The 23028-nt window shown below is 61.9% G+C and carries 22 protein-coding genes, 1 tRNA gene and 1 pseudogene; 9 read left to right on the plus strand and 15 right to left on the minus strand.

Going from position 1 to position 23028, the window contains the following annotated elements:
- The first annotated feature begins 46 nt into the window (after nucleotides 1-46).
- From QF036_RS24595 to QF036_RS24620, 6 genes and pseudogenes are all read left to right on the plus strand, one after another.
- Entirely contained in the window at nucleotides 47-1546 is a 1500-nt protein-coding gene (locus QF036_RS24595) for a type I restriction-modification system subunit M (RefSeq protein WP_307106320.1), read from the plus strand.
- Entirely contained in the window at nucleotides 1539-2753 is a 1215-nt protein-coding gene (locus tag QF036_RS24600; protein ID WP_307106322.1) for a restriction endonuclease subunit S, read from the plus strand. Before QF036_RS24595 ends, QF036_RS24600 begins: the two co-directional genes overlap by 8 nt.
- A gap of 71 nt (nucleotides 2754-2824) precedes the next feature.
- Nucleotides 2825-2947: pseudogene (locus QF036_RS24605) on the plus strand (restriction endonuclease); the annotation flags it as partial.
- Nucleotides 2948-3162: 215 nt separating this feature from the next.
- On the plus strand, nucleotides 3163-3654 hold the full coding sequence (locus QF036_RS24610) for a restriction endonuclease (RefSeq protein WP_307106324.1): 492 nt from the start codon (nucleotides 3163-3165) through the stop codon (nucleotides 3652-3654).
- Between the two features lie 131 nt (nucleotides 3655-3785).
- Complete coding sequence (locus QF036_RS24615) at nucleotides 3786-7202, plus strand: DEAD/DEAH box helicase family protein (RefSeq protein ID WP_307106326.1); 3417 nt, start codon at nucleotides 3786-3788, stop codon at nucleotides 7200-7202.
- 122 nt (nucleotides 7203-7324) lie between these two features.
- Nucleotides 7325-8245, plus strand: a complete 921-nt coding sequence (locus QF036_RS24620; RefSeq protein ID WP_307106328.1) for an AbiTii domain-containing protein — start codon at nucleotides 7325-7327, stop codon at nucleotides 8243-8245.
- Here QF036_RS24620 and QF036_RS24625 read toward each other — a convergent pair.
- Genes QF036_RS24625 through QF036_RS24645 form a run of 5 tightly spaced genes read right to left on the minus strand, consistent with a single transcriptional unit; the run spans nucleotide 8162 to nucleotide 11121 of the window.
- Complete coding sequence (locus QF036_RS24625) at nucleotides 8162-8788, minus strand: ATP-dependent DNA ligase (RefSeq protein WP_307106330.1); 627 nt, start codon at nucleotides 8786-8788, stop codon at nucleotides 8162-8164. The two genes, QF036_RS24620 and QF036_RS24625, sit on opposite strands and share 84 nt — an antisense overlap.
- On the minus strand, nucleotides 8697-8981 hold the full coding sequence (locus tag QF036_RS24630; protein ID WP_307106332.1) for a hypothetical protein: 285 nt from the start codon (nucleotides 8979-8981) through the stop codon (nucleotides 8697-8699). The genes QF036_RS24625 and QF036_RS24630 overlap by 92 nt, the downstream gene beginning before the upstream one ends.
- A gap of 24 nt (nucleotides 8982-9005) precedes the next feature.
- Complete coding sequence (locus tag QF036_RS24635) at nucleotides 9006-9317, minus strand: hypothetical protein (protein WP_307106334.1); 312 nt, start codon at nucleotides 9315-9317, stop codon at nucleotides 9006-9008.
- A 41-nt stretch (nucleotides 9318-9358) separates the two neighbouring features.
- The gene (locus tag QF036_RS24640; protein WP_307106336.1) at nucleotides 9359-10639 is read right to left on the minus strand and encodes a Y-family DNA polymerase; all 1281 of its coding nucleotides are present in this window, start codon (nucleotides 10637-10639) and stop codon (nucleotides 9359-9361) included.
- A 50-nt stretch (nucleotides 10640-10689) separates the two neighbouring features.
- Nucleotides 10690-11121, minus strand: a complete 432-nt coding sequence (locus QF036_RS24645; RefSeq protein ID WP_307106338.1) for a LexA family protein — start codon at nucleotides 11119-11121, stop codon at nucleotides 10690-10692.
- A gap of 481 nt (nucleotides 11122-11602) precedes the next feature.
- Between QF036_RS24645 and QF036_RS24650 the strand changes: the two genes are divergently transcribed.
- Nucleotides 11603-12310, plus strand: coding sequence for an SOS response-associated peptidase (locus QF036_RS24650; protein ID WP_307106340.1), 708 nt, complete (start codon nucleotides 11603-11605; stop codon nucleotides 12308-12310).
- A 71-nt stretch (nucleotides 12311-12381) separates the two neighbouring features.
- On the opposite strand, the gene QF036_RS24655 is transcribed toward QF036_RS24650, so the two are convergent.
- From QF036_RS24655 to QF036_RS24670, 4 genes are all read right to left on the minus strand, one after another.
- Nucleotides 12382-12464: transfer RNA gene (locus QF036_RS24655), tRNA-Leu, on the minus strand.
- A 150-nt stretch (nucleotides 12465-12614) separates the two neighbouring features.
- Entirely contained in the window at nucleotides 12615-13100 is a 486-nt protein-coding gene (locus QF036_RS24660) for a helicase associated domain-containing protein (RefSeq protein ID WP_307106342.1), read from the minus strand.
- A 263-nt stretch (nucleotides 13101-13363) separates the two neighbouring features.
- Nucleotides 13364-13510: a hypothetical protein gene (locus tag QF036_RS24665; protein WP_307106344.1), complete on the minus strand. Its 147-nt coding sequence runs from the start codon at nucleotides 13508-13510 to the stop codon at nucleotides 13364-13366.
- Nucleotides 13511-13548: 38 nt separating this feature from the next.
- Nucleotides 13549-14433: an ATP-dependent DNA ligase gene (locus tag QF036_RS24670; protein WP_307106346.1), complete on the minus strand. Its 885-nt coding sequence runs from the start codon at nucleotides 14431-14433 to the stop codon at nucleotides 13549-13551.
- A gap of 72 nt (nucleotides 14434-14505) precedes the next feature.
- Between QF036_RS24670 and QF036_RS24675 the strand changes: the two genes are divergently transcribed.
- Nucleotides 14506-15645 carry a tyrosine-type recombinase/integrase gene (locus QF036_RS24675; protein WP_307106347.1) on the plus strand — a complete coding sequence of 380 codons (1140 nt, stop codon included), beginning with the start codon at nucleotides 14506-14508 and terminating at the stop codon, nucleotides 15643-15645.
- Nucleotides 15642-18119 (plus strand): tyrosine-type recombinase/integrase, encoded by a 2478-nt coding sequence (locus QF036_RS24680; protein WP_307106349.1) that lies wholly within the window; start codon nucleotides 15642-15644, stop codon nucleotides 18117-18119. The genes QF036_RS24675 and QF036_RS24680 overlap by 4 nt, the downstream gene beginning before the upstream one ends.
- Nucleotides 18120-18129: 10 nt before the next feature.
- Here QF036_RS24680 and QF036_RS24685 read toward each other — a convergent pair whose 3' ends face one another.
- The 6 genes from QF036_RS24685 to QF036_RS24710 form a co-directional block, all read right to left on the minus strand.
- Nucleotides 18130-19173, minus strand: a complete 1044-nt coding sequence (locus QF036_RS24685; RefSeq protein WP_307106351.1) for an ATP-dependent DNA ligase — start codon at nucleotides 19171-19173, stop codon at nucleotides 18130-18132.
- A 119-nt stretch (nucleotides 19174-19292) separates the two neighbouring features.
- Nucleotides 19293-19529 carry a hypothetical protein gene (locus QF036_RS24690; RefSeq protein ID WP_307106353.1) on the minus strand — a complete coding sequence of 79 codons (237 nt, stop codon included), beginning with the start codon at nucleotides 19527-19529 and terminating at the stop codon, nucleotides 19293-19295.
- 50 nt (nucleotides 19530-19579) lie between these two features.
- Nucleotides 19580-19966, minus strand: a complete 387-nt coding sequence (locus QF036_RS24695) for a hypothetical protein (RefSeq protein WP_307106355.1) — start codon at nucleotides 19964-19966, stop codon at nucleotides 19580-19582.
- Between the two features lie 182 nt (nucleotides 19967-20148).
- Entirely contained in the window at nucleotides 20149-20307 is a 159-nt protein-coding gene (locus QF036_RS24700; protein WP_307106357.1) for a hypothetical protein, read from the minus strand.
- A gap of 692 nt (nucleotides 20308-20999) precedes the next feature.
- Nucleotides 21000-21554, minus strand: a complete 555-nt coding sequence (locus tag QF036_RS24705) for a hypothetical protein (protein ID WP_307106359.1) — start codon at nucleotides 21552-21554, stop codon at nucleotides 21000-21002.
- 997 nt (nucleotides 21555-22551) lie between these two features.
- Nucleotides 22552-22857 (minus strand): hypothetical protein, encoded by a 306-nt coding sequence (locus tag QF036_RS24710; protein ID WP_307106361.1) that lies wholly within the window; start codon nucleotides 22855-22857, stop codon nucleotides 22552-22554.
- Between the last annotated feature and the right edge of the window lie 171 nt (nucleotides 22858-23028).

Genomic DNA, 23028 nt, shown 5'->3' on the forward strand with positions numbered 1-23028 from the left:
TTTGACCGCGGTCGAGGTAACTCGGACTCTCAAATAAGATGAGCCGGTGATAACAGGCGAAATCAAATCTCAGGTAGACAAGGTCTGGAACGCGTTCTGGACCGGTGGCATCTCCAACCCCCTGGAAGTGATCGAACAGATCACGTATCTGCTCTTCCTGAAGCGTCTCGACGAGAACCAGACCCGAGCCGAGAACAAGGCCAACCGCACTGGTAAGCCGGTCGAAAACCCCGTCTTCCCCACGGGCCTGGATGACAAAGGCCGCTCCTACCAGGACTTCCGCTGGAGCAAGTTCAAGAACTTCTCCCGGGACGAGATGTACACCGTCTTCGCGGAGCACATCTTCCCGTTCCTGCGCACGGGGCTGGTCCAACTGGCCAACGGTGATGAGTCCTCGTATGCCCAGCACATGAAGGACGCCCGCTTCACCATCCCTAACGCCGGGCTGCTGGAGAAAGTGGTCGACATTATCGATGAGATCCCGATGGATGAGCGCGACACTAAGGGTGACCTTTACGAGTACATGCTGGGCAAGATCGCCTCGGCCGGTACCAATGGCCAGTTTCGCACGCCCCGACACATCATCGACCTAATGGTGAAAATGACAGCGCCTCAGCCGCTTGAGGCCATCTGCGACCCGGCCGCCGGCACCGCCGGGTTCCTGGTCCAGGCCGGTGAATATCTCCGTCGGCAGAACCCGAACCTGCTGACCACTCCGGAGCAGAGCCGGTTCTTCCACCACAGCCAGTTCCACGGCTACGACTTTGACAGCACCATGCTGCGCATCGGATCCATGAACATGCTCCTGCACGGCGTCGAAGATCCGGACATCGCCTACCGTGATTCTCTGGCGGACCTCCACCGCTCCGAGGAAGAAAAATACGACGTCATCCTGGCCAACCCGCCGTTTGCGGGCAGCTTGGACTACGAGAACGTCGCCAAAGATCTGCTCTCCCTAGTCAAGACCAAAAAGACCGAGTTACTCTTTCTGGCCCTGTTCCTGAGGTTACTCAAGCCTGGCGGGCGTGCCGCGGTGATCGTGCCCGACGGCGTGATGTTCGGCTCATCCACCGCGCACAAGGCGCTTCGGAGAATGCTGGTTGAGGACCACAAACTCGACGGCGTGGTCAAACTCCCATCCGGTGTCTTCAGACCCTACGCCGGCGTCTCCACCGCGATCCTGTTCTTCACCAAGACCAACTCCGGCGGCACCGACAACGTCTGGTTCTACGACGTAACTTCGGACGGCTTCAGCCTCGATGACAAACGCACCCCGCTGGAAACCTCCGACCTCGACGACGTCATGGCACGCTGGCAGCAGCGGACGACGACGGAAGGCGACCGCGCACGCACCAACCAATCCTTCCTCGTTCCCAAGTCCGAAATCGCCGAAAACGGCTACGACCTTTCCCTCAACAGGTACAAAGAGGTTGAGCACGAAGATATCGACCACGAGCAGCCGGCCGACATCATTGCTGACCTGGAGAAGCTGGAGCGGGAAATCACTCTGGGAATGGCCGAGCTGAAGGACCTTATCGGTGGTTGAGCTGACCAAGACACGGACGGTCCGTCTGGAGGATGTCGCACACGTGAACCCGCGCTTGTCTGAGAAAATCGATCCTTCAACATTTGTATCGTTTGTCGGCATGGCCGGCCTGTCCGCTGACCGAGCTGCCACCGAAACAGAAGACGCCCTGCCCTACGGTGAGGTTGCAAAGGGCTATACGGCTTTCCAGAACGGTGACTTGCTGCTCGCCAAGATCACGCCGTGTTTTGAAAACGGGAAGATCGGCCAAGCCAGGCTCAGCCACAGGCTCGGGTTTGGGTCCACGGAATTTCACGTAATCCGGCCCCGTCCAGAGCTCGCTGAGAGTCGATTCCTGTTGCATTTCCTCCGTTCTCCCAAGTTCCGCGCAGCGGGCGAAATGCGAATGACTGGAAGCGGTGGCCAACGGCGCGTTCCTGTTGATTACGTCAAACAGGCCCAGGTGTATCTCCCGCCCCTTGGCGAGCAGCGGAGGATCGCGGCCATCCTGGACAAGGCCGACGAGCTCCGTACCAAACGCCTCCGGGCTATCGGCCGCCTCGACGTCCTAGCGCAATCCATCTTCTACTCCATGTTCGGTGACCCTGCTCGAAATCCACATCAGTTTCCGAAGAGACAGCTTGTGGACCTTTGCGCCGCACCGGACGACATTCGGTGTGGACCCTTTGGAACGCAACTCAACAAGGACGAATTTAGGTCCACCGGAGTGCCACTATGGGGGATCAAAAACGTCAACAAGTCCTTCAAATTGCCCACGCACGAATTTTTGGAGCCAGCAACAGCGGAACGCCTCGATTCGTATTCGGTACTCCCTGGTGACATCGTGATGACCCGTAAGGGAACCGTAGGAAATTGTTCCGTATACCCGGAAAATTTCCCTCGCGGCATAATGCATTCTGATCTTCTCCGACTCAGGCTAGATCAAAATATTGCCAACGTGCGCTTTATTTCTGATCAGCTTCATTCAAGTCGGGACGTTTCCCATCAAGTGTCCCTGATTAGTGGGGGTGCGATCATGGCAGGAATCAACGTCTCAAAGCTCAAAACCATCAAGGTATTGGCCCCTCCCCTTGCCGACCAGAATGAGTACGCTACCCGGGTGTCGGCTGTAGATGGATTGAAGGACCGCTATCGAGTTCAGCTGGCCCAACTGGACGCCCTTTGCGCGTCCCTCCAGCACCGCGCGTTCAAGGGAGAACTCCGTTGATCGAGGTCGCGTCTTCCGTCGCAGAATCCGAGGTGCCGATTTGGCCAGTCTTTGTGGCCCACGTTCTCCGGGTGCTGTCTGCCGGCGAAACGCTGCACCGCCGCGACATCGTCAGCCGCGCCATTGACTCTGCCGGGCTGTCAGAAGTTGCCCGCGCGGAAACCCTCAATACAGGTGGCCTCCGGTCTGAGCAGCGGCTCGGCTGGGCCATCAGCAATCTCCTCAAAGCCGGATGGATTGAGCGGCCGGGCAGGAATGGTTCTCCAAGCACCCGAATGGGATCAGCGACTTCTCCACGGCACGGACGGTTTTCGCACCCTTCTGGCCGCACTCTGAATCCCGCAAACCGCAGCCCTCTGCAGTTGACGAAACACTCGCAGAGGATATTGACCCGATTGAGCAAATCGAATTGGGCATCAACCGGATCCACACAGACGTCGGCGATGCCCTCCTCACGCGTCTCCGGGAGAGTCACCCCGATTTCTTCGAGCAAGCGGTTGTCGATCTACTCCTCAAGATGGGCTATGGCGGAGCCGAGCAGCGTGGAAAGCGCATTGGCGGCAGTAACGACGGTGGTGTGGACGGAGTAATCGACCAGGACGCGTTGGGGCTGGACCGCATCTACGTCCAGGCCAAGCGATACGCCGACGGCAACACCGTTGGTCGTGAGGCTATTCAGGCCTTCGTCGGCGCGCTACACGGCGTCGGCGCGTCTCGCGGCGTTTTCATCACGACTAGCGCTTTCAGCTCCGGCGCGCGAGACTACGGGAAGGCTGTTCCCTCGAGGGTCATCCTGATCGACGGTGTGCGGCTTGTGGGGCTGATGATCAAGTACCGGGTAGGAGTCCAGGTGAAGCAGAGCTATGACATTGTCGAGCTCGACGAGGACTTCTTCGAGTAAGCACCGCCCACTCCGCGCCCCATTTGGTGCTAGCGGCGGCCTGAACCGAAATTGATGTTGCCCGGCAGACTGCGAGGGACATCAACTAGGCTCCACGTAGAGGATCAACAAGGGGAGCGGCATTGGGGGACGTGAACAGCAATTTCGCTGTACTGCAGACGGAGTGGCCGGTAATTGCCAAAGAGGCACGGCTGGCCGAGCTGTACGCTCGGAAGGACCCGCGGTCTTCGCTGCTCTACGCCCGGCGGACTATCGAAACGCTGCTGGCCTGGATGTACGACGCCGACGCTTCGCTTGCGTTGCCGTACAAGAGCGACCTCAACGCCCTGATGTCGGAACCGACGTTCAAGCGGCTCGCGGGCGAGACGATCGTGAGCAAGTTTCACCTGATCCGCAGAGTAGCGAACAGCGCGATCCACACCAACGTTGCCATCACGGTCCAGCATTCTGAGCAGACTGTTCGGGAGCTCTTCCATGTCTGCATGTGGCTGGCGCTTCGCTACACCCGCGATCCCGCCAACCGCCCGGACGCCGCAGCCGTCTTTAAGGGTGAATTTCTCAGCCCGCAGCCAAGAGCAGGCGTTCCGGCCCCCTCGGTGAAGCCGCGTACTGCGGACCAGACGGCGAAACTCGCAGAAGAACTGGCGGTCAAGGACGCGGCGCTGACCGCCCAGAAGCAGGACAACGAGCAACTGCAGTCCCAGCTCAGGGCGCTGCGTGCGGAGATCGCCCGGGCGAAGGAAGAGAACAAGAAGCTCCCGGACAGTCACGACTACTCCGAAGCAGAAACCCGGGTCTACATCGACCTGTATCTGGGCGAGGCAGGCTGGGCACTGGACAAGGTCGAGGACCGAGAATTCGAAGTTCACCACATGCCCACTCATGCCGGCCCCACCACCGGAACAGGGTTCGTGGATTACGTTCTGTGGGGATCAGACGGCAAGCCGCTCGCTGTCGTCGAGGCCAAGCGGTCCGCTAAGTCCCCCTACGAGGGGCAGCAGCAGGCCAAGCTCTACGCCGACGCGCTGGAAACGGAGAAGGGCCAGCGCCCGGTTATTTACTACAGCAACGGTTACGAGCACTGGATCTGGGACGATGCCTCTGGCTATCCTCCGCGGCCGGTCCAGGGCTTCCACACGCGGGACCAGCTCCAGCTGATGGTAGATCGCCGAACCACCCGTAAGCCACTCGCCACGGCGGCCATCAATACTCAGATCGCGGGCCGCAGCTACCAGCAGTCGGCTATCCGGGCCGTGACTGACGCCCTGGAAAGGGACAAGGAACGCAAGGCGCTGCTCGTGATGGCGACCGGCTCGGGCAAGACGCGCACCGTCGTCGCGCTCTCCAGCCTGCTGATGCAGGCGAACTGGGTCAAACGCGTCCTGTTCCTGGCTGACCGCGTCGCCCTGGTGGACCAGGCCGCCCGTGCCTTTAAAACCAATCTCCCCGGATCGTCCCCTGTGGTGCTGGGCCGCGATGTGCAAGCGGACAGCCGCGTCCACATCGCCACCTATCCAACGATGATGAACCTCATCAACGAGCGGACGGACGACGGCACAGTCCTGAAGCAACGGTTTGGGATCGGCCACTACGACCTGATCATCATCGATGAGGCCCACCGCTCCGTGTACCAGAAGTACCGGGCCATCTTTGAGTACTTTGATGCGTATCTGGTGGGTCTGACTGCCACCCCGCAGTCCGAGGTGGACCGCAACACCTACTCCCTTTTCGACATCGAGGACCACGTTCCCACGTTCGCTTACGAGCTGACGCAGGCCATCTCCGACGGCTACCTCGTACCGCCCAGGACCGTGTCCATTCCGCTGAAGTTCCCGGTCGAAGGAATCCGCTACGAGGAACTCTCGGACGAGGAAAAGGAGGAATGGGACTCCACGGAATGGGACGAGGACGGTGAGATCCCCGACGCCGTGGATCCAGCCATCCTTAACACCTGGCTGTTCAACGCCAACACCGTGGACAAGGCACTCGAGGTGCTGATGGTCAGGGGACACAAAGTCGCCGGGGGAGACCGCCTCGGGAAGACGATCGTCTTCGCCAAGAACCAAAAGCATGCCGAATTCATCGCCGAACGATTCAACATCAATTACCCGCAGTATGGGGGAACTTTCGCCAAAATCATCACCCACAGCGTCAACTACGTCTCCACTCTGATCGACGCCTTCGCCCGTCTCGAGGACAGTCCACACATCGCCGTGTCCGTGGACATGCTGGACACTGGAATCGATGTGCCCGAAGTCGTCAACCTGCTCTTCTTCAAGGTGGTACGCTCCAAGACAAAGTTCTGGCAGATGGTCGGGCGCGGCACCCGACTTAGGCCGGAGCTGTACGGACCAAGTGAAGACAAAGAGGACTTCTTCATCTTCGACGTCTGCCAGAACATTGAATACTTCAACGCCGAGCTGCCCGGTTCCGAGGGGTCCCTAGGCCAGTCCTTGGCGCACCGCAGCTTCGCCGTCCGAACACAGCTACTGGCCGAAGCCCGCACCGCCGGGCTCGACGGAAACTACGTGCCGACACTTGAATCCGGCCTGGTGGGGCAAGTAGCGGGGCTGCCCCGGGAGAACTTCCTGGTGCGACCCCAGTTGCAGTGGGTGGAGAAGTTCGCCAAGGCCGACTCGTGGGCAGCACTTGGAACACAGGATCTGACGGACCTGCAGACCAAGCTGGCCCCCTTGGCGACGCTGGCTTTCGCCGCCGACACGGAGGAGGCCAAACGCTTCGACCTGCTGATGTACCAGGCCCAGCTGGCTTCGCTGAACTCCGCGGCCGCCGTCGAGCCGTACCGCAAGAAAATTGTTGAGATTGCGTCCGCCCTGCAGGATCAGCCAAACATTCCCGCCATCGCCGCCCAGATGGCCCTTATCCAGTCAATTCTGGAAGGAGGGGAATGGGGACAGGTTTCACCGCAGTGGCTTGAACTGATCCGGGTCCGGCTACGGGGGCTGGCGCACCTCATCGAAAAGAAGCGCCGCAAGGTGGTCTACATGAACTTCGAAGACACCCTCGGCGAGATCGTAGAAGGTGAGCTGAAGGGAACCCTAACCGGATCGGTAGATCTAACCCGGTACCGGGAGAAAGCCCGAATGTACCTGCAGGGATTCCTGGATCACATGGCCATCCATCGCCTCCGTCGCGGACTACCCCTGACCCAAACTGATCTGGATGAACTTCAGCGCATGCTAATCGAGAGCGGCGCGGGTTCACCCGAGGAACTTGAAGCCGCCACTACACAAGCCGAGGGTCTGGGGCTGTTTGTCAGATCCCTAGTGGGAATGGACCGTCAGGCTGCCTTGGATTCTTTGGCGGACTTTGTGGGGGACAAAACCCTCAACGCCAACCAACTGCACTTCGTTGACATGATCGTCCAGCAACTCACCGAGAACGGAGTCGTGGATGTCGGCGCGCTGTACGAGTCTCCCTACAGTGACGCGGCCCCGGCCGGGCCGGAGAGCCTGTTCCCGGATGCGGACGTCGATCTCCTGGCCGAGGCGCTGAACAGGGTGCGGGTTTCGGCCATGGTTGGGTAAGTTTCGGCCATGCGATCCCCGTAGGGGTCTGGGCCCATGGGCCAAGAGCTACCCACCCCACTACTGCAGTAAAGAGTCACTTCCAGGGCTGTCGGTTTGTTGGGGCAGGGCAGAATGGGCGAATGACCAAACTTACCGAGATCATCGACGCCGCCAGCGATGACGCCTTTACGACCTCGAATCTTCTCAGGAAGGTTCAGACGGTCGCTTTCAGGCTGCAGGCCGAGAACCTGGGCAAGTGGGCACAACGAGAGCTATTCGGCTACAAGGAAGGTGAACCGGTACCCACCTACAGAGGACCCTTTCCGACGCCGGTCATCGGCACTTGGTCGGGTCCAGGTGGCAGCCAGCTCACCAACGCAGTTTCTGCGGCCGGAATACCGGAAGATTTCCTTAGTGCTTGCTTTCGGACCACGGTCCTTCAACCGGTGGCCGATCTCGAATTGCTGAGCAGCAGCGAAAAGAATCCCAGCATGAGTTGGGATCCATATACCGTGCAGGAGTACGCCCGGCTCGTGGCAGAGAAGAAGGGCGGTGCAGGCTTTTACATGATGGAGCTCATCTCCGCAAAGCAAACACTGCCGCAGAACGCTATACGCGGCATCATCGATTCCGTGCGCACTACCGCTCTACAGTTGGCCCTAGAGCTGGAACGGGTGTCTCCTAGAGCGGGTGAACCGGATGGGCCAACAACAGCAGACCCGGAGGTAAAACTGGTGACAAACAACTTCAACTTCACCATTAACGGTGATGGCAACAACGTCGCCGCCGGTTCAGATATCCGCCAAAGGGCGACGGTCAACAAGGGTGATATAGATTCTCTGGTCAGAGCGGCCATTGAGCTCGGATTGAAGCCGGAAGCTGTGGAGGACTTGCAGGCCGCCGTCCTGGCTGATGGACCTCGCCCCGGGGACCAGACCAGCAAATTCCTCTCCCAGCTCCGCACCGGGGGTTACGCCTTAGCCAGCGGCGTGTCTTCCAACCTTGCCGCCGAAGGCATTCTGCAGGCGGTCGGAGCCTTTTTCGGTGTGCCCGCCGCGTAGAAGTTCTCTTCGCTGCTCGTGCGTTTGTGCAACCAGTGGTGCTGGATTGATCGACCTGGCACAGGGGCCTTGATTGAGGGTCACCCATACGGCCGCTAGTGCGGGGAGGGTTTTCGGTCCGCCGCACAGGCGTTGCTGCCGGGCCGAGAAGTCCAGACGACCTTCGGTCCAGATCACGGTTTGGCCGTCAACCACACACCCCGGCGGGACCACAGTCTCCAAGGCTTGAATGAGTTCGGGGAAGTACCGTGTGAGGTCCTTATTCTGCCGCGACCACAGGCTGGCCCCGTTGTTGTCGCGGATTGCAATACGTCTGTACCCGTCGAATCTGGCTTCAAACGTCAAGGTTCCAGGCAACGCCCCGGCCCGGGGCATCTTCGTGATGGCCCGGGCCAGGGCGACTTTCACCGGTGGGGCAAGGCCCGCCGGCAGCCCAGCGCCGGCCCGCGGGTCAGGCACCGTCGTCGAGGCCTTCCAGTCCCTCAATTTCGACCCTGTCGAGCAGTTCTGCCGTGCTGATCCCGGTAGTCCGGGCCAGCCCATCGAGGGCGATGAACCCGGCCCGGGCCAAGGCGATGGCCACCTCCGCCAGATACTGCTTCCCGTTGCGCCGGACCAGGTCTTCCAGGACTTCATGCATGCGGCCCGTCAGCTCGCTGGGGTCATCGCTTTCTTCGGCGGCGATGCGCGTCAGCGTCAGCGCGGCCAGCCGCGGATCGTCGTAGATCAGTCCCATAGCCCCACGCTACGCAGGCCACTGTCAGTTGTCAGTGATCGCCTCCAGAAGCCACTGTTCGGCCAGAGGATTCCGGCGTAGCTCGAACGTCCGCAAAGCCGCCGCAGAACTCGATCGGACTTGGACCCGCCAGTGTTCAATGTCAACGACGTTCCCGACGCCTACGGGCGCTGTGCGGCGGTTTTCCCACCAGGAGTCCCTGGTGAACCAGTGCACTGGCTCGGCCGCGACGGCCCAGATCTGGCCGGCGTAGCGGACGGCTAGGGGAGTGCCGGTCGGGGTGAAGCGGACGTCCACCGGGGTGTCGATGGCCGGGGCTTCGGGGGTAATGGTCATTGTAGGGAGTCCCTTTGGAGTATCGGGCAGGCGTAAGTGTTTCAGGCGGCTTTGACGAGGGGGAGTTCGTCCCAGTGGGTGGTGTAGCGGGGGGAGAGCATGTCCCCTTTCATGGTCCAATCCGGCCCGCCCCGGATCCCGGCAAAGCCCAGGCCGATCGAGCCGCGGCCGTACCTTCGGGTGACGTCCTCCAGGAGTTCACCGATGTGGCGTTCCTCGTGGGGGTTTTCGAACAGGGACAGGGGTGCCTGGTTGCCGGTGGGGCGGAGGTCGGTGACCATGATGCCGGCCCGGGCGTACCGGATCCCTTCGACGATGCGGGGCAGGAGCGCGTGCGCGGCTTTGGTCAGGATGACCGGGTCCGCGGTGGGCATCGGCAACGGCACGCACACGGACGGGTAGGAGGTGTCTTTCGGGTTGAAATGTGAGGTACCGGCGAATGCGGTGAGGATTTTGGCCTGCAGCCCGTGTTTGGCCAGCCTTGCTGCGGCCTGTTGCCCGTACACGCTCATCACCTGTCTGATGCCGGCTGTGGTGGTGATGGGTTTGGCGAAGGAGCGGGAGAAGATCAGCTGGTCCCGGCCGATCCGTTCCTCCTCCATGGGGATGCAGGGGGTTCCCTGCAGTTCCAGGACGGTGCGCATGACCACCACGTTGAACTTGTCCCGGATCGTCACCGGGTCGACGCCGGCCAGGTCGGCGATCGTGAAGATGCCCAGGGCGTTCAGGCGCCGGGTGAGCCGCCCGGCGATGCCCCAGATCTCCTCCACGGACAGACGCCCCATGAGGTCCTCCCGCACTGCCGCGGGGACGGAGTCCCAGTGGCAGACTCCGCCGAAGGCGGGATTGTTCTTGGCCCACTTGTTGGCCAGCTTCGCCAGGGTCTTGGTGGGGGCGATTCCGACGCAGACGGGCACGCCGACGTTTCGCCGGACGGCCGCTTTCATGGCCCGGCCTAGGGCGAGGAGCTCGGTTGGGGTTCCTTTGACGCCGAGGAAGGCCTCGTCGATGCTGTACACCTCGAGCCAGGCCGAGTAGCGTCCCAGCAGTTCCATCACCCGGGCGCTGATGTCCCCGTACAGCTCGTAGTTGCTCGACAGGGCGACGAGGCCCCATTCCTTTGCCCGAGGTGCGAGTTTGAACCAGGGCTCTCCCATGGCGATCCCTAATGCTTTGGCTTCGGGGGAGCGGGTGACGGCGCAGCCGTCGTTGTTGGACAGCACGATCACCGGCCGGCCTTCCAGGGATGGGTTGAAGGCCCGCTCCGCGGAGGCGTAGAAGCAGTTCACGTCGACGTGCGCGATCTGCGGCATCCGCCGCATTACCGCCGGCCTAGACATGAGCGTTGTCCCGCTTGATGCAAGAGCGCGCGTTAGACATGGTGCAGGCACCTGGTCGCCACGCCCCAGATCACCAGGTCCGACAGGGCGGGGACCCTGATGTCCGGGAATTTCGGGTTCTCCGCCTGCAGTACCGCCCCGTCCGGGGTGATGCGCAGCCGCTTGATCGTCAGCTCCCCGTCCAGGACGGCCACCACGACCGAGCCGTCGGTGGGTTCCAGCGCCCGGTTCACGATCAGCTCGTCCCCGTCGCTGATCCCGGCGCCCTCCATCGACTCCCCGGTCACGCGCACCACGTAGGTGCTGCTGATGTCCTTGATCAGGTGCTCGTTCAGGTCGATCCGGCCGTCAAAGTAGTCCTGCGCCGGCGACGGGTATCCCGCCGCGACCGGTACCGGGGCCACCAGCACCGACAACAACGACACGCCCGCATCTATCACGCGGGGACCAATAATCACGCCCACAACACACCTTTATTCGAACATATCTTCGATTCTTTTAGTGTAGCCCGCGGCGCTGACAAAGTAACCGGACAGCTGCGGGTCCGCAGGCAGCAGGACTCGCTGTGGCGGCTGGGGGAGGGCGGCTGCCCACAACCGGGGACAATTCCGTCCGGGTTACCCACCGCTACGGCTGCCGTAGGGAGCTTTCCCCGTGGCTCCCAAAAGGACCAGCCGTGGATAACCCGAATTGCCTCCAATCATGGACAGGACCCGCGCGACAGTGCCGCCTCGCCGGGGGGAGCGGCGGCCGCCACATTCCGCTGCTCAAGCCGGAAGGGCGCCGGAGAGCCGACAAGCCGCCTGCCGCGGTGACACGGAGTCCGTGGCCGGCTTGGATCAATAGCCCCGGGGCAGCGCGCGTCCTTGCGTAGGTGCTGGGCGGTGCCGGTTCTCATTCAGCGGCCTGCGGCATCTGCAGCCAGTGGTCAGGCAGAATGGGCTCATGTGCGGCAGATATGTGATGTCCAAGGCAACGGGCGACCTTCTGAGCCATTTTGAGGCCAAGGAGGTGGAGGGAACCCCGCCGCCGCCGAGCTGGAATGTCGCGCCGACCCAGGACGTGCCCATTGTGGCCGAACGGCTGGACGAGGGCGCCCTGGAGCGGCACTTGCTGGTGGCGCACTGGGGTTTGGTGCCGTCCTGGGCGAAGGACATCAAGATCGGCAACAAGCTCATCAATGCCCGCAGCGAGAGCATCCTGGAGAAACCGTCTTTCCGGAAGGCCGCGGTCAAGCGCCGGGCCATCGTCCCGGCGGATGGCTATTACGAGTGGCAGAAGACCGAGGACGGGAAGAAGATCCCGAACTACTTGTACTCGGAGAAGGAACCGCTGCTGGGCTTCGCCGGCCTGTACGAGTGGTGGGCCGATCCGTCTGTTCCGGAGGATGATCCGGCCCGCTGGCTGCTCAGCTGCACCGTGCTGACCACCACGACCCAGGACGCCTTGGGCCACGTCCACGACCGGTCTCCGGTGATCATCCCCCGGGACCGGTTCGCCGAATGGCTGGACCCGGCCCTGACCGACAAGAACGACATCCAGCACCTCCTTGATTCCCTGCCGGAACCGACCCTGACACCGCGGATCGTCACCCCGCGGGTGAACAGCGTCCGGAACAACGGGCCCGAACTGATCGAACCCGCCGCAGAATAGACGGCGTGGCTTCCCGAGCACCACACAGCGAAGCCCCCGGAAAGACTGATCCTTCCAGGGGCTTCATTTTGTGCGCAGAGGGGGACTTGAACCCCCACCCCCTTTCGAGGACTAGCACCTCAAGCTAGCGCGTCTGCCATTCCGCCACCAGCGCATCGAGTGCAAAGAATCAGCTTTCGCTTTTCTCAGCAGCAGCGACAAAGAACCCTAGCACAAGGCTCCCCGACTCCCAGTGCCGGCAAGTCTGCAAGGGGCGGCGGTCGGCTCCGGCTCGGGGAGAACGGACAGGCGGGGTGCCAAGGGGTCAGCTTTGCGCTACCGGTCTAGCGGTTTCCGGGCGCTGATCAGGCTGATTGCTTTTCCCGGGCTTGCGGCCGCGTTGCCGGCCGGCCCGCCAGCCGGGCACGGCCTCATCCAGGGCCCTGGTCTTGGCTGGGTCGAGCTCCCCGCGGTGTGCCTTCTGGCGCTGGGAATGCAGCCAGACCCCGAGGCCGTGTTCCGCGCCGGTCACGAAGGACTTGTGCAGGGGCCAGTCATTGCCCGCAGCGAGGTAGGCCTTCAGGGCGGTGAGCCTGTCCTGCCACCTGGCCTCGTCAACAACAGGCCGTGGAAGGCGTTGCCAGTCTGGCAGCACGTCAAGTCCTTCGCGTAAGGCTGGTGCGAGTGTGCCGGCTGCGGCGTCATGGCGGCGCCGTTCCAGCCAGGACGCAAGCGTCCATTCCGCAGGGTTGGTCGAGGTGCGGGAGGGGTAACGGCCCGTTTCCTGGACCATGGCCACGAGCTCACGCATCCGCGCCAACCCCTGGCCGGTCACCCGGGGCGGTGCCTGGCGGGCGGCCTGTTCGTGGTCGGCCTGCAGGCCAGGGTCCGCGGCCAGTGCCAGGGCCAGGTGGTATCCGACCGTCGAGGTCGGAGCGTCGGTGAGCGCGGCGATCCGGGAGCGGGTCAGCCCCCCGGTACATCAGCACCCACTCCGCGTTCGGAGCCGCACCATGCCTGGCCACGAAACCATCCTGCCACCGCACCCCGGCAGTGCGCGGTTTCTGCTGGGTTCTAGCTGACGGTCCTGATGACAATCGCCCGGGAAGCCGCGGGGATCTGCGCCCTCGCGGCCGCCAGCGCGTCCTCATAGGTATCGCCAGTACCAGTGATGCGGGACAACGTTCCGTCACTGGCTTCCACCGTCAACACCACTTCCACGCCAATATCCTAGGCAACCTCTTTGGCCACGACGGCGCTCACCGGGCGGGCGCTGAAATGTTGGACGGCGATAATTCCGGCCGGGCGCGCCTATAGGTAACAGGGTGACGGAAAGACCTGCCGGACCAGGCGACGTCGGCCGAGACCTCGACCACGACCGGTTCGATCAGCGTGAGCCGCACGGGGCCTTTGTCCTTGCTGAATCTGTTCAGGGAGGACTCGCTGATCTCTTCAGGCCACGGATGTCCTGGGCCGGCAGCATGGAGGTACTGGCCCAGTTCACGCCCCGCTTTCGTGGAGAGGACCGTGGACCGGCCGACAATCTTCAGCTCGCCGCCCACCGGCAGGCCGGCGATGATGGCCTGCGGCTGGGCCAAGGACCCGATCACGGCAGCGCACACGACGTCCAAAACGTCTTTGTGTTTTAGCTTTAACCAGATCCTGCCCGCCTCGTACGGCTGGGCGGCGCCCTTGAACACGAGGCCTTCGATTCCTGTGGCGGGAAGATCCCGCAGCCAGGTCTTCGCCAGTTCCATGTCCGTGGTGGTGGGGGAGAGGTTCAACGGCGCGGTCCAGTCCCGGGCCAGTTCCTCGAGCAGCTGCCGCCCGGTGAGCGGGACGCCCCGGATGTCCTGCCCGGCAACGGCGAGGACATCGAAGGCCACGAACGAGGCGGGCAGCTCTTTGACCAGGGCCGGCAAGGCGGCCCTGGAAGTGACCATGCGCTGCTGCAATGCCTCGAAGTCCAGCCGGTCCCCATTCCAGATGACGGCTTCGCCGTCCAGGACTACGCCGGGAGGCACCTGGTCCGCGAGAGCTGCAGCTACATCTCCCAGGACTTTCGTAAGTTCTTTACCCTGCCTGGACCACAGCGTCACCTGGCCAGCGTCGATATAGGCAGTGGCCCGGCATGTTAACTGCACTTTGTGTCGATCAATCGAAATGCAGTTGGGCAGTGAAAGGCTGGGGGAGTGGCAATGGAGCCTGGCAGGGTCGTGAAATCAGCGGACGGTCTTCCGTACCGTTTGATCTTTCCTGATTCCGAGCATGAGGTGGTGTCCTCGTTCCTGCGGGACTTAGCGGCCTCTGACTGTTCCCCCTCAACGTTGCGCAGTTACGCCTACGATCTGTTGCGCTGGTTTCGGTTCCTTCATGGGAGGTTCACGCCCTGGGAACGGGCCGAGCGCTTGGATGTTCGGGCACTGGTGGAGCACATGCGGGTGGCGCCGACGGCGAACGCGCTGCGGAGGGGAGCTGAAAACCCTGCGACGACCAATGTCGTGACGCGGAAGCGGGGACCCGGGATGACGTTCTCACCGAACTCCATCAATCATCAGCTCACCGTGCTGTCCAGTTTCTACGACTTTGCGTTGGAGATGAATCTGGGTCCGTTGGTGAATCCAGTGCCCCGGCAACGCGCTGCCGGCTCGAGGGTCAACGCGCATCACAACCCGATGGAGGCGTTCCGGCCCGCCCGCCGCGGATCCTACCGGCAACGGGTTCCTCGGCCGGTGTGGCGGGGAATGCCGGATGACGCCGTCGTCAGGATCTTTGATGGGCTGACGAACCACCGGGACCGTGCGCTGTTGTCTTTCTGGCTCAGCAGCGGGGCGCGAGCTGAGGAACTGCTCGGGCTGCGGCATGGAGATTATGACTTCGGGGAGCACACGATCGTCGTGACCAGTAAAGGAACCCGCAACCGCGACATCGTCCCGGCCAGCTCGGACGCGTTCGTGTGGCTGGCCCTGTACATGCGGGAGGAGCAGCCGACCTCTCCCGGTGACCTTGTATGGTGGACTCTGTCAGCCAAGAACCGCAAGCCACTGACATACAGTGCCGCCCGGGGCATGTTTTCAAGGGCGCAAGCGCGTTTGGGATCGAACTGGACCCTTCACGATCTGCGGCATACCGCGGCCCAGCGGATGATCGCGGACCCCGGGTTCACCCTGGTGGACGTTCAAACGGTGCTGCGGCACGCCCATGTGACCACGACGACCGTCTACACTCAGCCGCGGATGGAGGACGTGCTTCACAAGGTGCTGGAGCACTATGCGAGGCCTAAGCCACCGGCTCCGGCCATTGAAGCGGATTACGATGCCGCGGCTCTTCGCGAACTCTTGGGGCTGGGAGAATGAACGGCACAGAAACGGTCGAGGACCTCAGATCACCGGCTGCGGTTGCAGCGAAAGAGACCCGACGCCGCAGCCGCGAACTCCGGCTCGCGGCAGACACCAGAACCGATACCAAAAACCGGCTGAGGGCCCGTCCGGCGTTCGATGCCGGCACGCCCGCCCCGTCGGAGCAGAACGAGCAGTTCCGTCAGCTGCAAACGATGAGCGTTGATGAAGCCATCGAGTGGATCAGCGCATGCTCGGCCACTGATGAACCCGGTAAATGGGACCGGCGGCGAAGGGAAGCATCAGCCCATATTCTGAACTGGTTGTCCCGGTTCCCGTCCGACACTTGGGACGGGCGATGGCTTGCCTCAGGCCTGGATCAGGCTCCCCGGGAGGGCCTGAAGGAGCTCAGCGAACGGCTGTCCCGTCCCGAATACTATCTGCTGACGGGAGTATCGGACGTCGTCCGCGCGCGGCTGGTGCGGCCCTCCTACGAATGGTTATTCGTTTCGAAATGGAACAGCATCCGCGGGAACATCGCGTTCCTTGATTTTGCCGAGCCAGAGGAAGCGGTTCGAATGCGCGAACTGCAGCTTTATCAGCGTTCCCATGAACTGCTCCGCCGGAACGCCGAGAACGCCATCGCCAGAATTCTTGTCCGGACCGGTAAGCGGCTCGGGCAGCTGACCGGCGAGGATGTGCTGGCCTACTCACACATCGCACGGAAGCCGGAACGGCATGCCAAGGAACATCTGGCATGGGAGCTGCTTGTCGCCTTGGGACCGCTTGCAGGAGAACCGCCGACGCTGCGTGCAGCATGGCACGCCAACGTGTCCAACCGGCGCTACACGGTGGAGACCTTGGTCCGCCGGTACGGGATCCCCGAATCAGGAGTCCGTGACCTGCTGATCGACTACCTTGAAGAACTAAAGCCCAACATTGACTACGGCTCCCTGGAAGGCCTGGCTTATCGGCTCGTGCGCTTGTTCTGGGCCGAAATCCTGGACCTCAACCCGGCTCAGAAAGACCTCCGCCTCACACCGGAACTTACTGCCAAATGGCATGAACGTATGCAGGTCACCCTGGAGGGAAGCCCCCGCCGTGAGATCGCCTCAACCTACTTCGCTGTCCGCGCGCTTTACCGTGACATCGCGGAGTGGTCACACGACCAGCCAGAGCGCTGGGCGATGTGGGTGGCTCCGATCCCTTTTCCGCGCGCCGAATCCCGTGCCCAGTCAAAACAGCGCCGCCAAGTCGAAGCACGGATGCAGCACAGAACCCGTTCCCTGACACCGCTTCTGCCGGCGTTCATGCGCTCCGCTGTGGCCCTGCGTGAACGAGGCACCCGCTTGTTCGAGCAAACCCAGGCCGCAGCCCATGGCCAGACCTACATGGTCGACGGGGTGACGTACTGCCGGCATGATCCGCCGATACGGACAGGTATGCCCCCGCGCGCCCGGATCTGGGCAGACGTCATCGCCTCGGAGGAAGGCGCCGTTCTGCTCGCCCCGATCGGGAAACGAGCCGATGTCACAGCGATGGAACAGGACGGTTTCTGGGGTTGGGCGGTGGCATCGACGTTGAAGGAGACCGGGGTGAGGGCTGAAGAGCTTTTGGAGCTCACTCAGTTGTCCTTGCGCCACTACGTTGCCCCGAACACCAACACGATCGTGCCCCTGCTGCATATCGCTCCGTCCAAGAACGACCAGGAGCGCCTCATCCCGATGTCTCCGGAACTGGTCAAGATCCTGGTGGAAGTCCAACGACGAGCGCGTGGAACCGACAAGTGCGTGCCGCTGTCAGTCCGCTATGACCCCTACGAGAAAACGTTCAGCGAACCCTTGCCCCACCTGTTCGCCAGGGTCTTCGGGCCCACACAGAACGTGCTTTCCTACGCTTACATCCGGGGACTCTTGAACCGTGTCGCCGAATACGCGAACCTGCAGGACGGAGGTTTGCCGGTCCGATTCACCCCGCATGATTTCCGCCGATTGTTCGCCACGGAGCTTGTCGGGTCGGGCCTGCCGCTGCACATCGCGGCAACGCTGCTGGGACATCTGAACCTGGAAACCACAAGGGGGTACACCGCAGTCTTCCCGGAACAGGTCGTCCAAGCCCACCACGCCTTCATCGAACGCCGCCGCAACAAACGCCCTGACTACGAGATGCGTGCGGCGACTGCCGCGGAATGGAAGGAGTTCGAAGAACACTTCCTCCTGCGTAGGGTCGCGCTGGGTAACTGCCACCGCCCGTATGCCACACCCTGCGTGCACGAACACGCCTGCATCAAGTGCCGGTTCCTGCAGATCGACCCGGACCAAGCCGGCAGGATCGAGGATATGACCGAAAACGCGGAACAACGACTCGATGAAGCCCGGAAACACCAATGGCTGGGCGAGGTCAGCGCGCTCGAGGAAAGCCTCGTGCACCTGCGCCATCGACGTGACGAAGCGCAGCAGCTGGCCCCGGCTCACTCACGGATGCCTAGGTAAACGGTGTCTGTCAGAGACGCTGTTCCTTGTCATCGGCGGACAGCCTGGCGGGAACTTCGACCCTCAGCGGGTCGAGCTCCGGACGGATCCTGCGGAAGCGCAGCGAATGTCTGAAAGACTGACCTGACCAAGCGGCATCCGCCTGGACTTCAACCACGATGGGATCAACGAGCGTCAGTTCAACGGGCGAGGCGTCCCGGTTGAAACGATCGAGAGCGGTTCCTTTGACCGTTGACGGCCAAGGGTGGGTCCCGGCCGCGGGCCGGAGCCAACGGCCAAGCATCCGGCTGTCCGCAGATTTCAAGGGCGAGCTCCGGCCGACGATTCGCAGCTCGCCACCCAGCGGCAGCCCCGCCACGATTTCAGTCGGCCGGTGCACAGGTCCGATGACGGCCCCGCACACGACGTCCAGTTCAGAAACATGCTTGGCCTTAAGCCAGATTCTTTTCCCGCCGGTATAAGGCCCGACGCTGCTCTTGGCTACCAGTCCTTCCATTCGAACCTCTGCCAGGCCTTCAAACCACTCCTTGGCCAGCTCCCGATCCGTCGTTTGAGGGGACACCGAGAGCGGGGGAGCCCAGATAGTTGCCAACTCCTCCAATAGCGCCCGCCGATCCACCAAGGGCAAGCCCCGCGCGTCCTGCCCGGCAACAGCCAGGACATCGAAGGCCACAAAGATCGCCGGCAACTCGAGGACCATCGACCGCAGCCGTTCCTTACCGGCTGACAACCTCCCCTGCAGGGCCTCGAAGTTCAATCTGTCTTCTGACCACACCACAGCCTCGCCATCGACAATGCAACCGGCCGGAATCATTGATAGTGCCGCCTCGACTAGCTCCGGGAAGTACCGGGTCAGGTCCTTCCCCTGGCGCGACCACAGGCTGGCCAGATCCCGATCCCGAAAAATCAGGACACGGTATCCATCAAACTTGGGCTCGAAAAGCATTTGACCCGGCAAGGCGGACGCCGGCGGAATGCCCTTCACACGCTTTGCCAACGCGACCTCCAGCGGCGGGCGGAGCGCCCAGGGAATCGTCTTACCGGACTGCGACATGCCCTCAGAATAGGTCCCTTTAGGATGCACGTAGCCAATTCAACCGGTGACCCTCACGGCGTCCTGCACTGGGTCCCTGAAAGGCAACCTTTGCCGAGATGGGTATAAGGCCTGGGATGTCAGCTGCCCGTATTGGGGCGCTGAGGCCGGCCGTTTAGTTTCTCGCGTTCGCGCTTCCACCCAATGCCCCGGGGAAGAAATACCGCCGCTGTCAGGACAGCAATCACGGCAATAGACCAGAACCCCAATCTGCCGTCAGCGACGATCATGCCCCCGACCAGTCCGACACCGACCGCGCAGAGGATGTCGCCGATAATCCAACGCCTTCGGATGGCCGAATACTCCTGGCTGTTCATGCCCTGAGGCTACTTGAGAGAGTTGAATTGGGCATTAGTTGAGGAACCCACTACGGGCGCTTCCACGCTATATGCGAGCAGGGCCCTCCTGCTGGCTGCCCGGTGAGGCTGCTGGCGATAAAACTAGCCCCGACCACCACGAACATGAGACCGAAAAATCGGGCGAAGGCAGGTTTAGCCATGAAGGATGCCGAATAGTCGATCCCCATGAGTTTCTCTTCAGCGACCGCCCCGGCGAGGCCCTCCGCAGCCTTGTTCAGATTGATGACGAGGCACAGCCCCAGGAGTAGGCCGGCAGTGCCGATGCCCACCGACATCCATCGTGAAGCGTCGGGAACGTGCAGCAGGACCGGGATGATGCCAGCGATGAAAACGACAATGAAGAGGATGTAGAGAGCCTTCAGAGGTTGCGGCAGCCGGGAAATGAACCGAAACATATTCATCCTTCACCCCTGATGCCGGAAGTCACGCGCTTACTCTTAGGAACATACTCTCCTGCCGTTCCCGCTCGGAGAGCGATTCGGGCAATATGAGTTCCAACTTGGCCAATTGGGAACCCGCTGCGGGACAGTCCGGTGGGAACGGCCAGTCCTTGCTGTGAATCCGGTGATACGACGTGTTAAGGGACGGGTAAAAGCGCGGGTTCCACGGCGACAATTTTCTCGCCATAGCGCCGGTCCATCTTTTTCTGGATGCTCCCGTCGTCGAAAATGACCTTCAAAAAGACGTAGCCGTTTTCGGCCAGTGCAGAAAGCATTGTCGGCTCGGCGGAGTTCAACAGTTCATTTTGGATCTTCCTCAGCTGATCCGCTGTGCCAGCCCCTCGATGCGCTGCATCCCGGCGTGGGTCGCTTGGCCCGCGGAGGAAATATTCATTGGAGCCGAGCGGCCGTGGAGGTGTTTGCCCGAGTGTGAACGTTTTGCCGTCCCACGTTCCCTGCAGCAGGTAATCGCCATGAGTGACCGTCCCTACGGTCGTCGATCCGGTGACCGAGTCCCAGTCCCAGCCGTCGATGACTGGACCCCTACACATGGGAGGATCAGACGTTGCTACGTAGCCTAAGCAGAATTCGGGCTCTGCGGGTCGCCGTTGAAGCACTGTTCCCTGGCCCATAAGTTCCGTTCCTGCGATGGAGGACTTCGACGCCTCGACGGTGGTACGGTCGCCTGGTTGAACGGTTGGGGTGCAGCCAGCGAGCACAACGGCGAGGCCGCCAATTAACGCGCTTCTGGCAATTCGGCGCCTCCTCATGCCTAAAGTATCGCTCTTGTGTTCCTGAGGTACCACGGGGAGTTTACGGATCGAAGGCCCACAAACCCTACCTGGTTCTGGCCGATGCTTCAGCCTCGTGAGTTGGCGGCTCCTCGGCTCTTGCGGGGAACCCAGACTGGGACGTGCTCAGTGCTACGGGTGGCACGACCGGGCCGACGGGAACTCGGCCTTTCGGAAATCGAGGTTCCTGCTTGGAGCTAATTGCGGCCGATCTTGCCGGCGAGCAGGGTCAGACCTGCTTCTCCGGTAGCTACTTCCAGGTCCCCCTTGTTTGTGCCAATTGCGGCGATTTTCCAGGACCGCTTGAGCCCGGCCGGCCTCTTCGCGGGAAGGTCGAGCAATCCGTGGGAGGACAATTCGCTGAACTCCCGCACATGCCCTGTGGGGGACCCCATTTCACCAAACAGAGGTCGGAATTTGATAAATCCATTGTTCACCTCGGCGAATCCTTGCTCCCACCTGCTGCTTAGCGAACCAGGGAGAGCCTTGGGGTGGCGGATTGCACATTCGATGAGTCCGCGCTCAACGTCCCGGGCGAGACGAGCCTCCCGCTCGGCCGCTGCCATCCGGGCGACTACGAGTGCAATGGCAGCGATAAAAGCGGCAGTGACTGCAAGTGAGGGCCAGAAACCGAGAGGTTCACGGAGGATGCTGGAGACCAAAATGCCAACGATGAGAACCCACCAGTATGATCGCGCGAGTGCCTTTTCCCACTTTCCGAGCGGTGAGGGATTCTCTATCTCAGCTGCCATTTTTTGGTCCTAGCCCGCATTGATGCCCTTCCGGGCGGAATTGAAGCTTGAACGTTTTGCGAACGTCGTGCCGCTACGGGTTCAATTGATCTGCCTCTGACGATTTGCGGTACCTGACGACGACCAGCCCGATGAGGTTGGCGGCCGCGAACCCAAACATCACCACAATTAGGATGACGTTGAAGGTGATCCAGAATGGCGAAGTATGTTCAGTTAAGAGTGCTGTAACTCCAAGGAAGAGCCCCAGAAACAGGCCGCTTATGGAGGGAAAGGATCGCCTCTTTAAAGTCCTGTTACTCAACTTACGGTTCATGGTGCGCTAGACCTCTTTCGCGATCCCAAACAGCCAGCCCTTGGCATAGATGCTACGCCTCGGATTATGAACAGCAACCGCCCTTCTCGTCTGTGGGCATGACGTTGATGGGCTTCGAATTGATGAGCGGTTCAGGCAGATGCCGAGCGAAGTAGCCGCGTCGGAATCCAAAAACGTCCCACTAGAGGCCAGCCCGCAAATCATCCCGCAAGCCGGTCGGCCATCAGGCTCCCGGCACTGTTATGGCTTTGTCTGACGTAGGTGACAGGAGCCTGCCCAGATGGCTGGTCCGATTGGACTCTTCGCCAACGAGCCCTAACTGAAACATCCGACGGCCTCAAGACTTCGGTCTCTGAGCCCTCCCACCGAGCGAACAATCGCCTAGGCTACTCTGCCTCTGATTTCCGTGGAATCGCACAAGTACGATGGTGGCCCGGTGATCAGCCCCGACAACAGGTGGCTGACCGGCAGCAGCCCAATGGCTGTTGATTGACATTGTGCAGTGAAGGAATCCGTCCCATTTGGGTTCGGCCCATAGGCCGCCGGGCAGTGCGTTGGGGCCAGGGAAGGCCTTGACGAGTTTCGCCAGGGCAACCGCGACCGGTGGTTGCAGTGCCGGCGGAAGGGACTCGGCCATGGGCCCAGCCTAAAGGAGAAACGCCAGCACGAACGTCCGCGGTGGATTTACTTGGCTGTAGGACCTTCTGTAACAGCGTCCTCCGCGTCGACGCGGCGGAGCAGGGCCGCGACGCTCCGAACGGCTGCCGGATCTTCCTGCCAGGGCTTGCCGCCCCTTGAGCAGGCATGAAAACCGGTGACAGCTGACCCTTTCGCCGCCTCGGCGAGCTCAGCCCACGCCGCTTTCAGATCTGCCACCTGGTCAGGAGCCAACGGCTCCTGTTCCTTCGGCTTAATCGCCGCTGCGACGGCGGGGCGACCAGCACCCGTTGCCGGCTTGCGCCGCCGGGCGAACCAGCTCCACAGACCCATAGGCTTTCCCTTCGTATCAACACTCCAATGCCCTTCCAAGGCAAAGCAGAGGGCGCAACCGGTGCCGAATGCGGCCCCCTGCCCTGCGGGGTAAACATCCTGCTGCCTACTCTTTCGAGCATGCCACACGGTAAGTAGTGGTGCATGCTCGCAGGGCTCGCACCCATGTGG

Source organism: Arthrobacter globiformis (genome assembly GCF_030817195.1).
GTDB lineage: Bacteria > Actinomycetota > Actinomycetes > Actinomycetales > Micrococcaceae > Arthrobacter > Arthrobacter globiformis_D.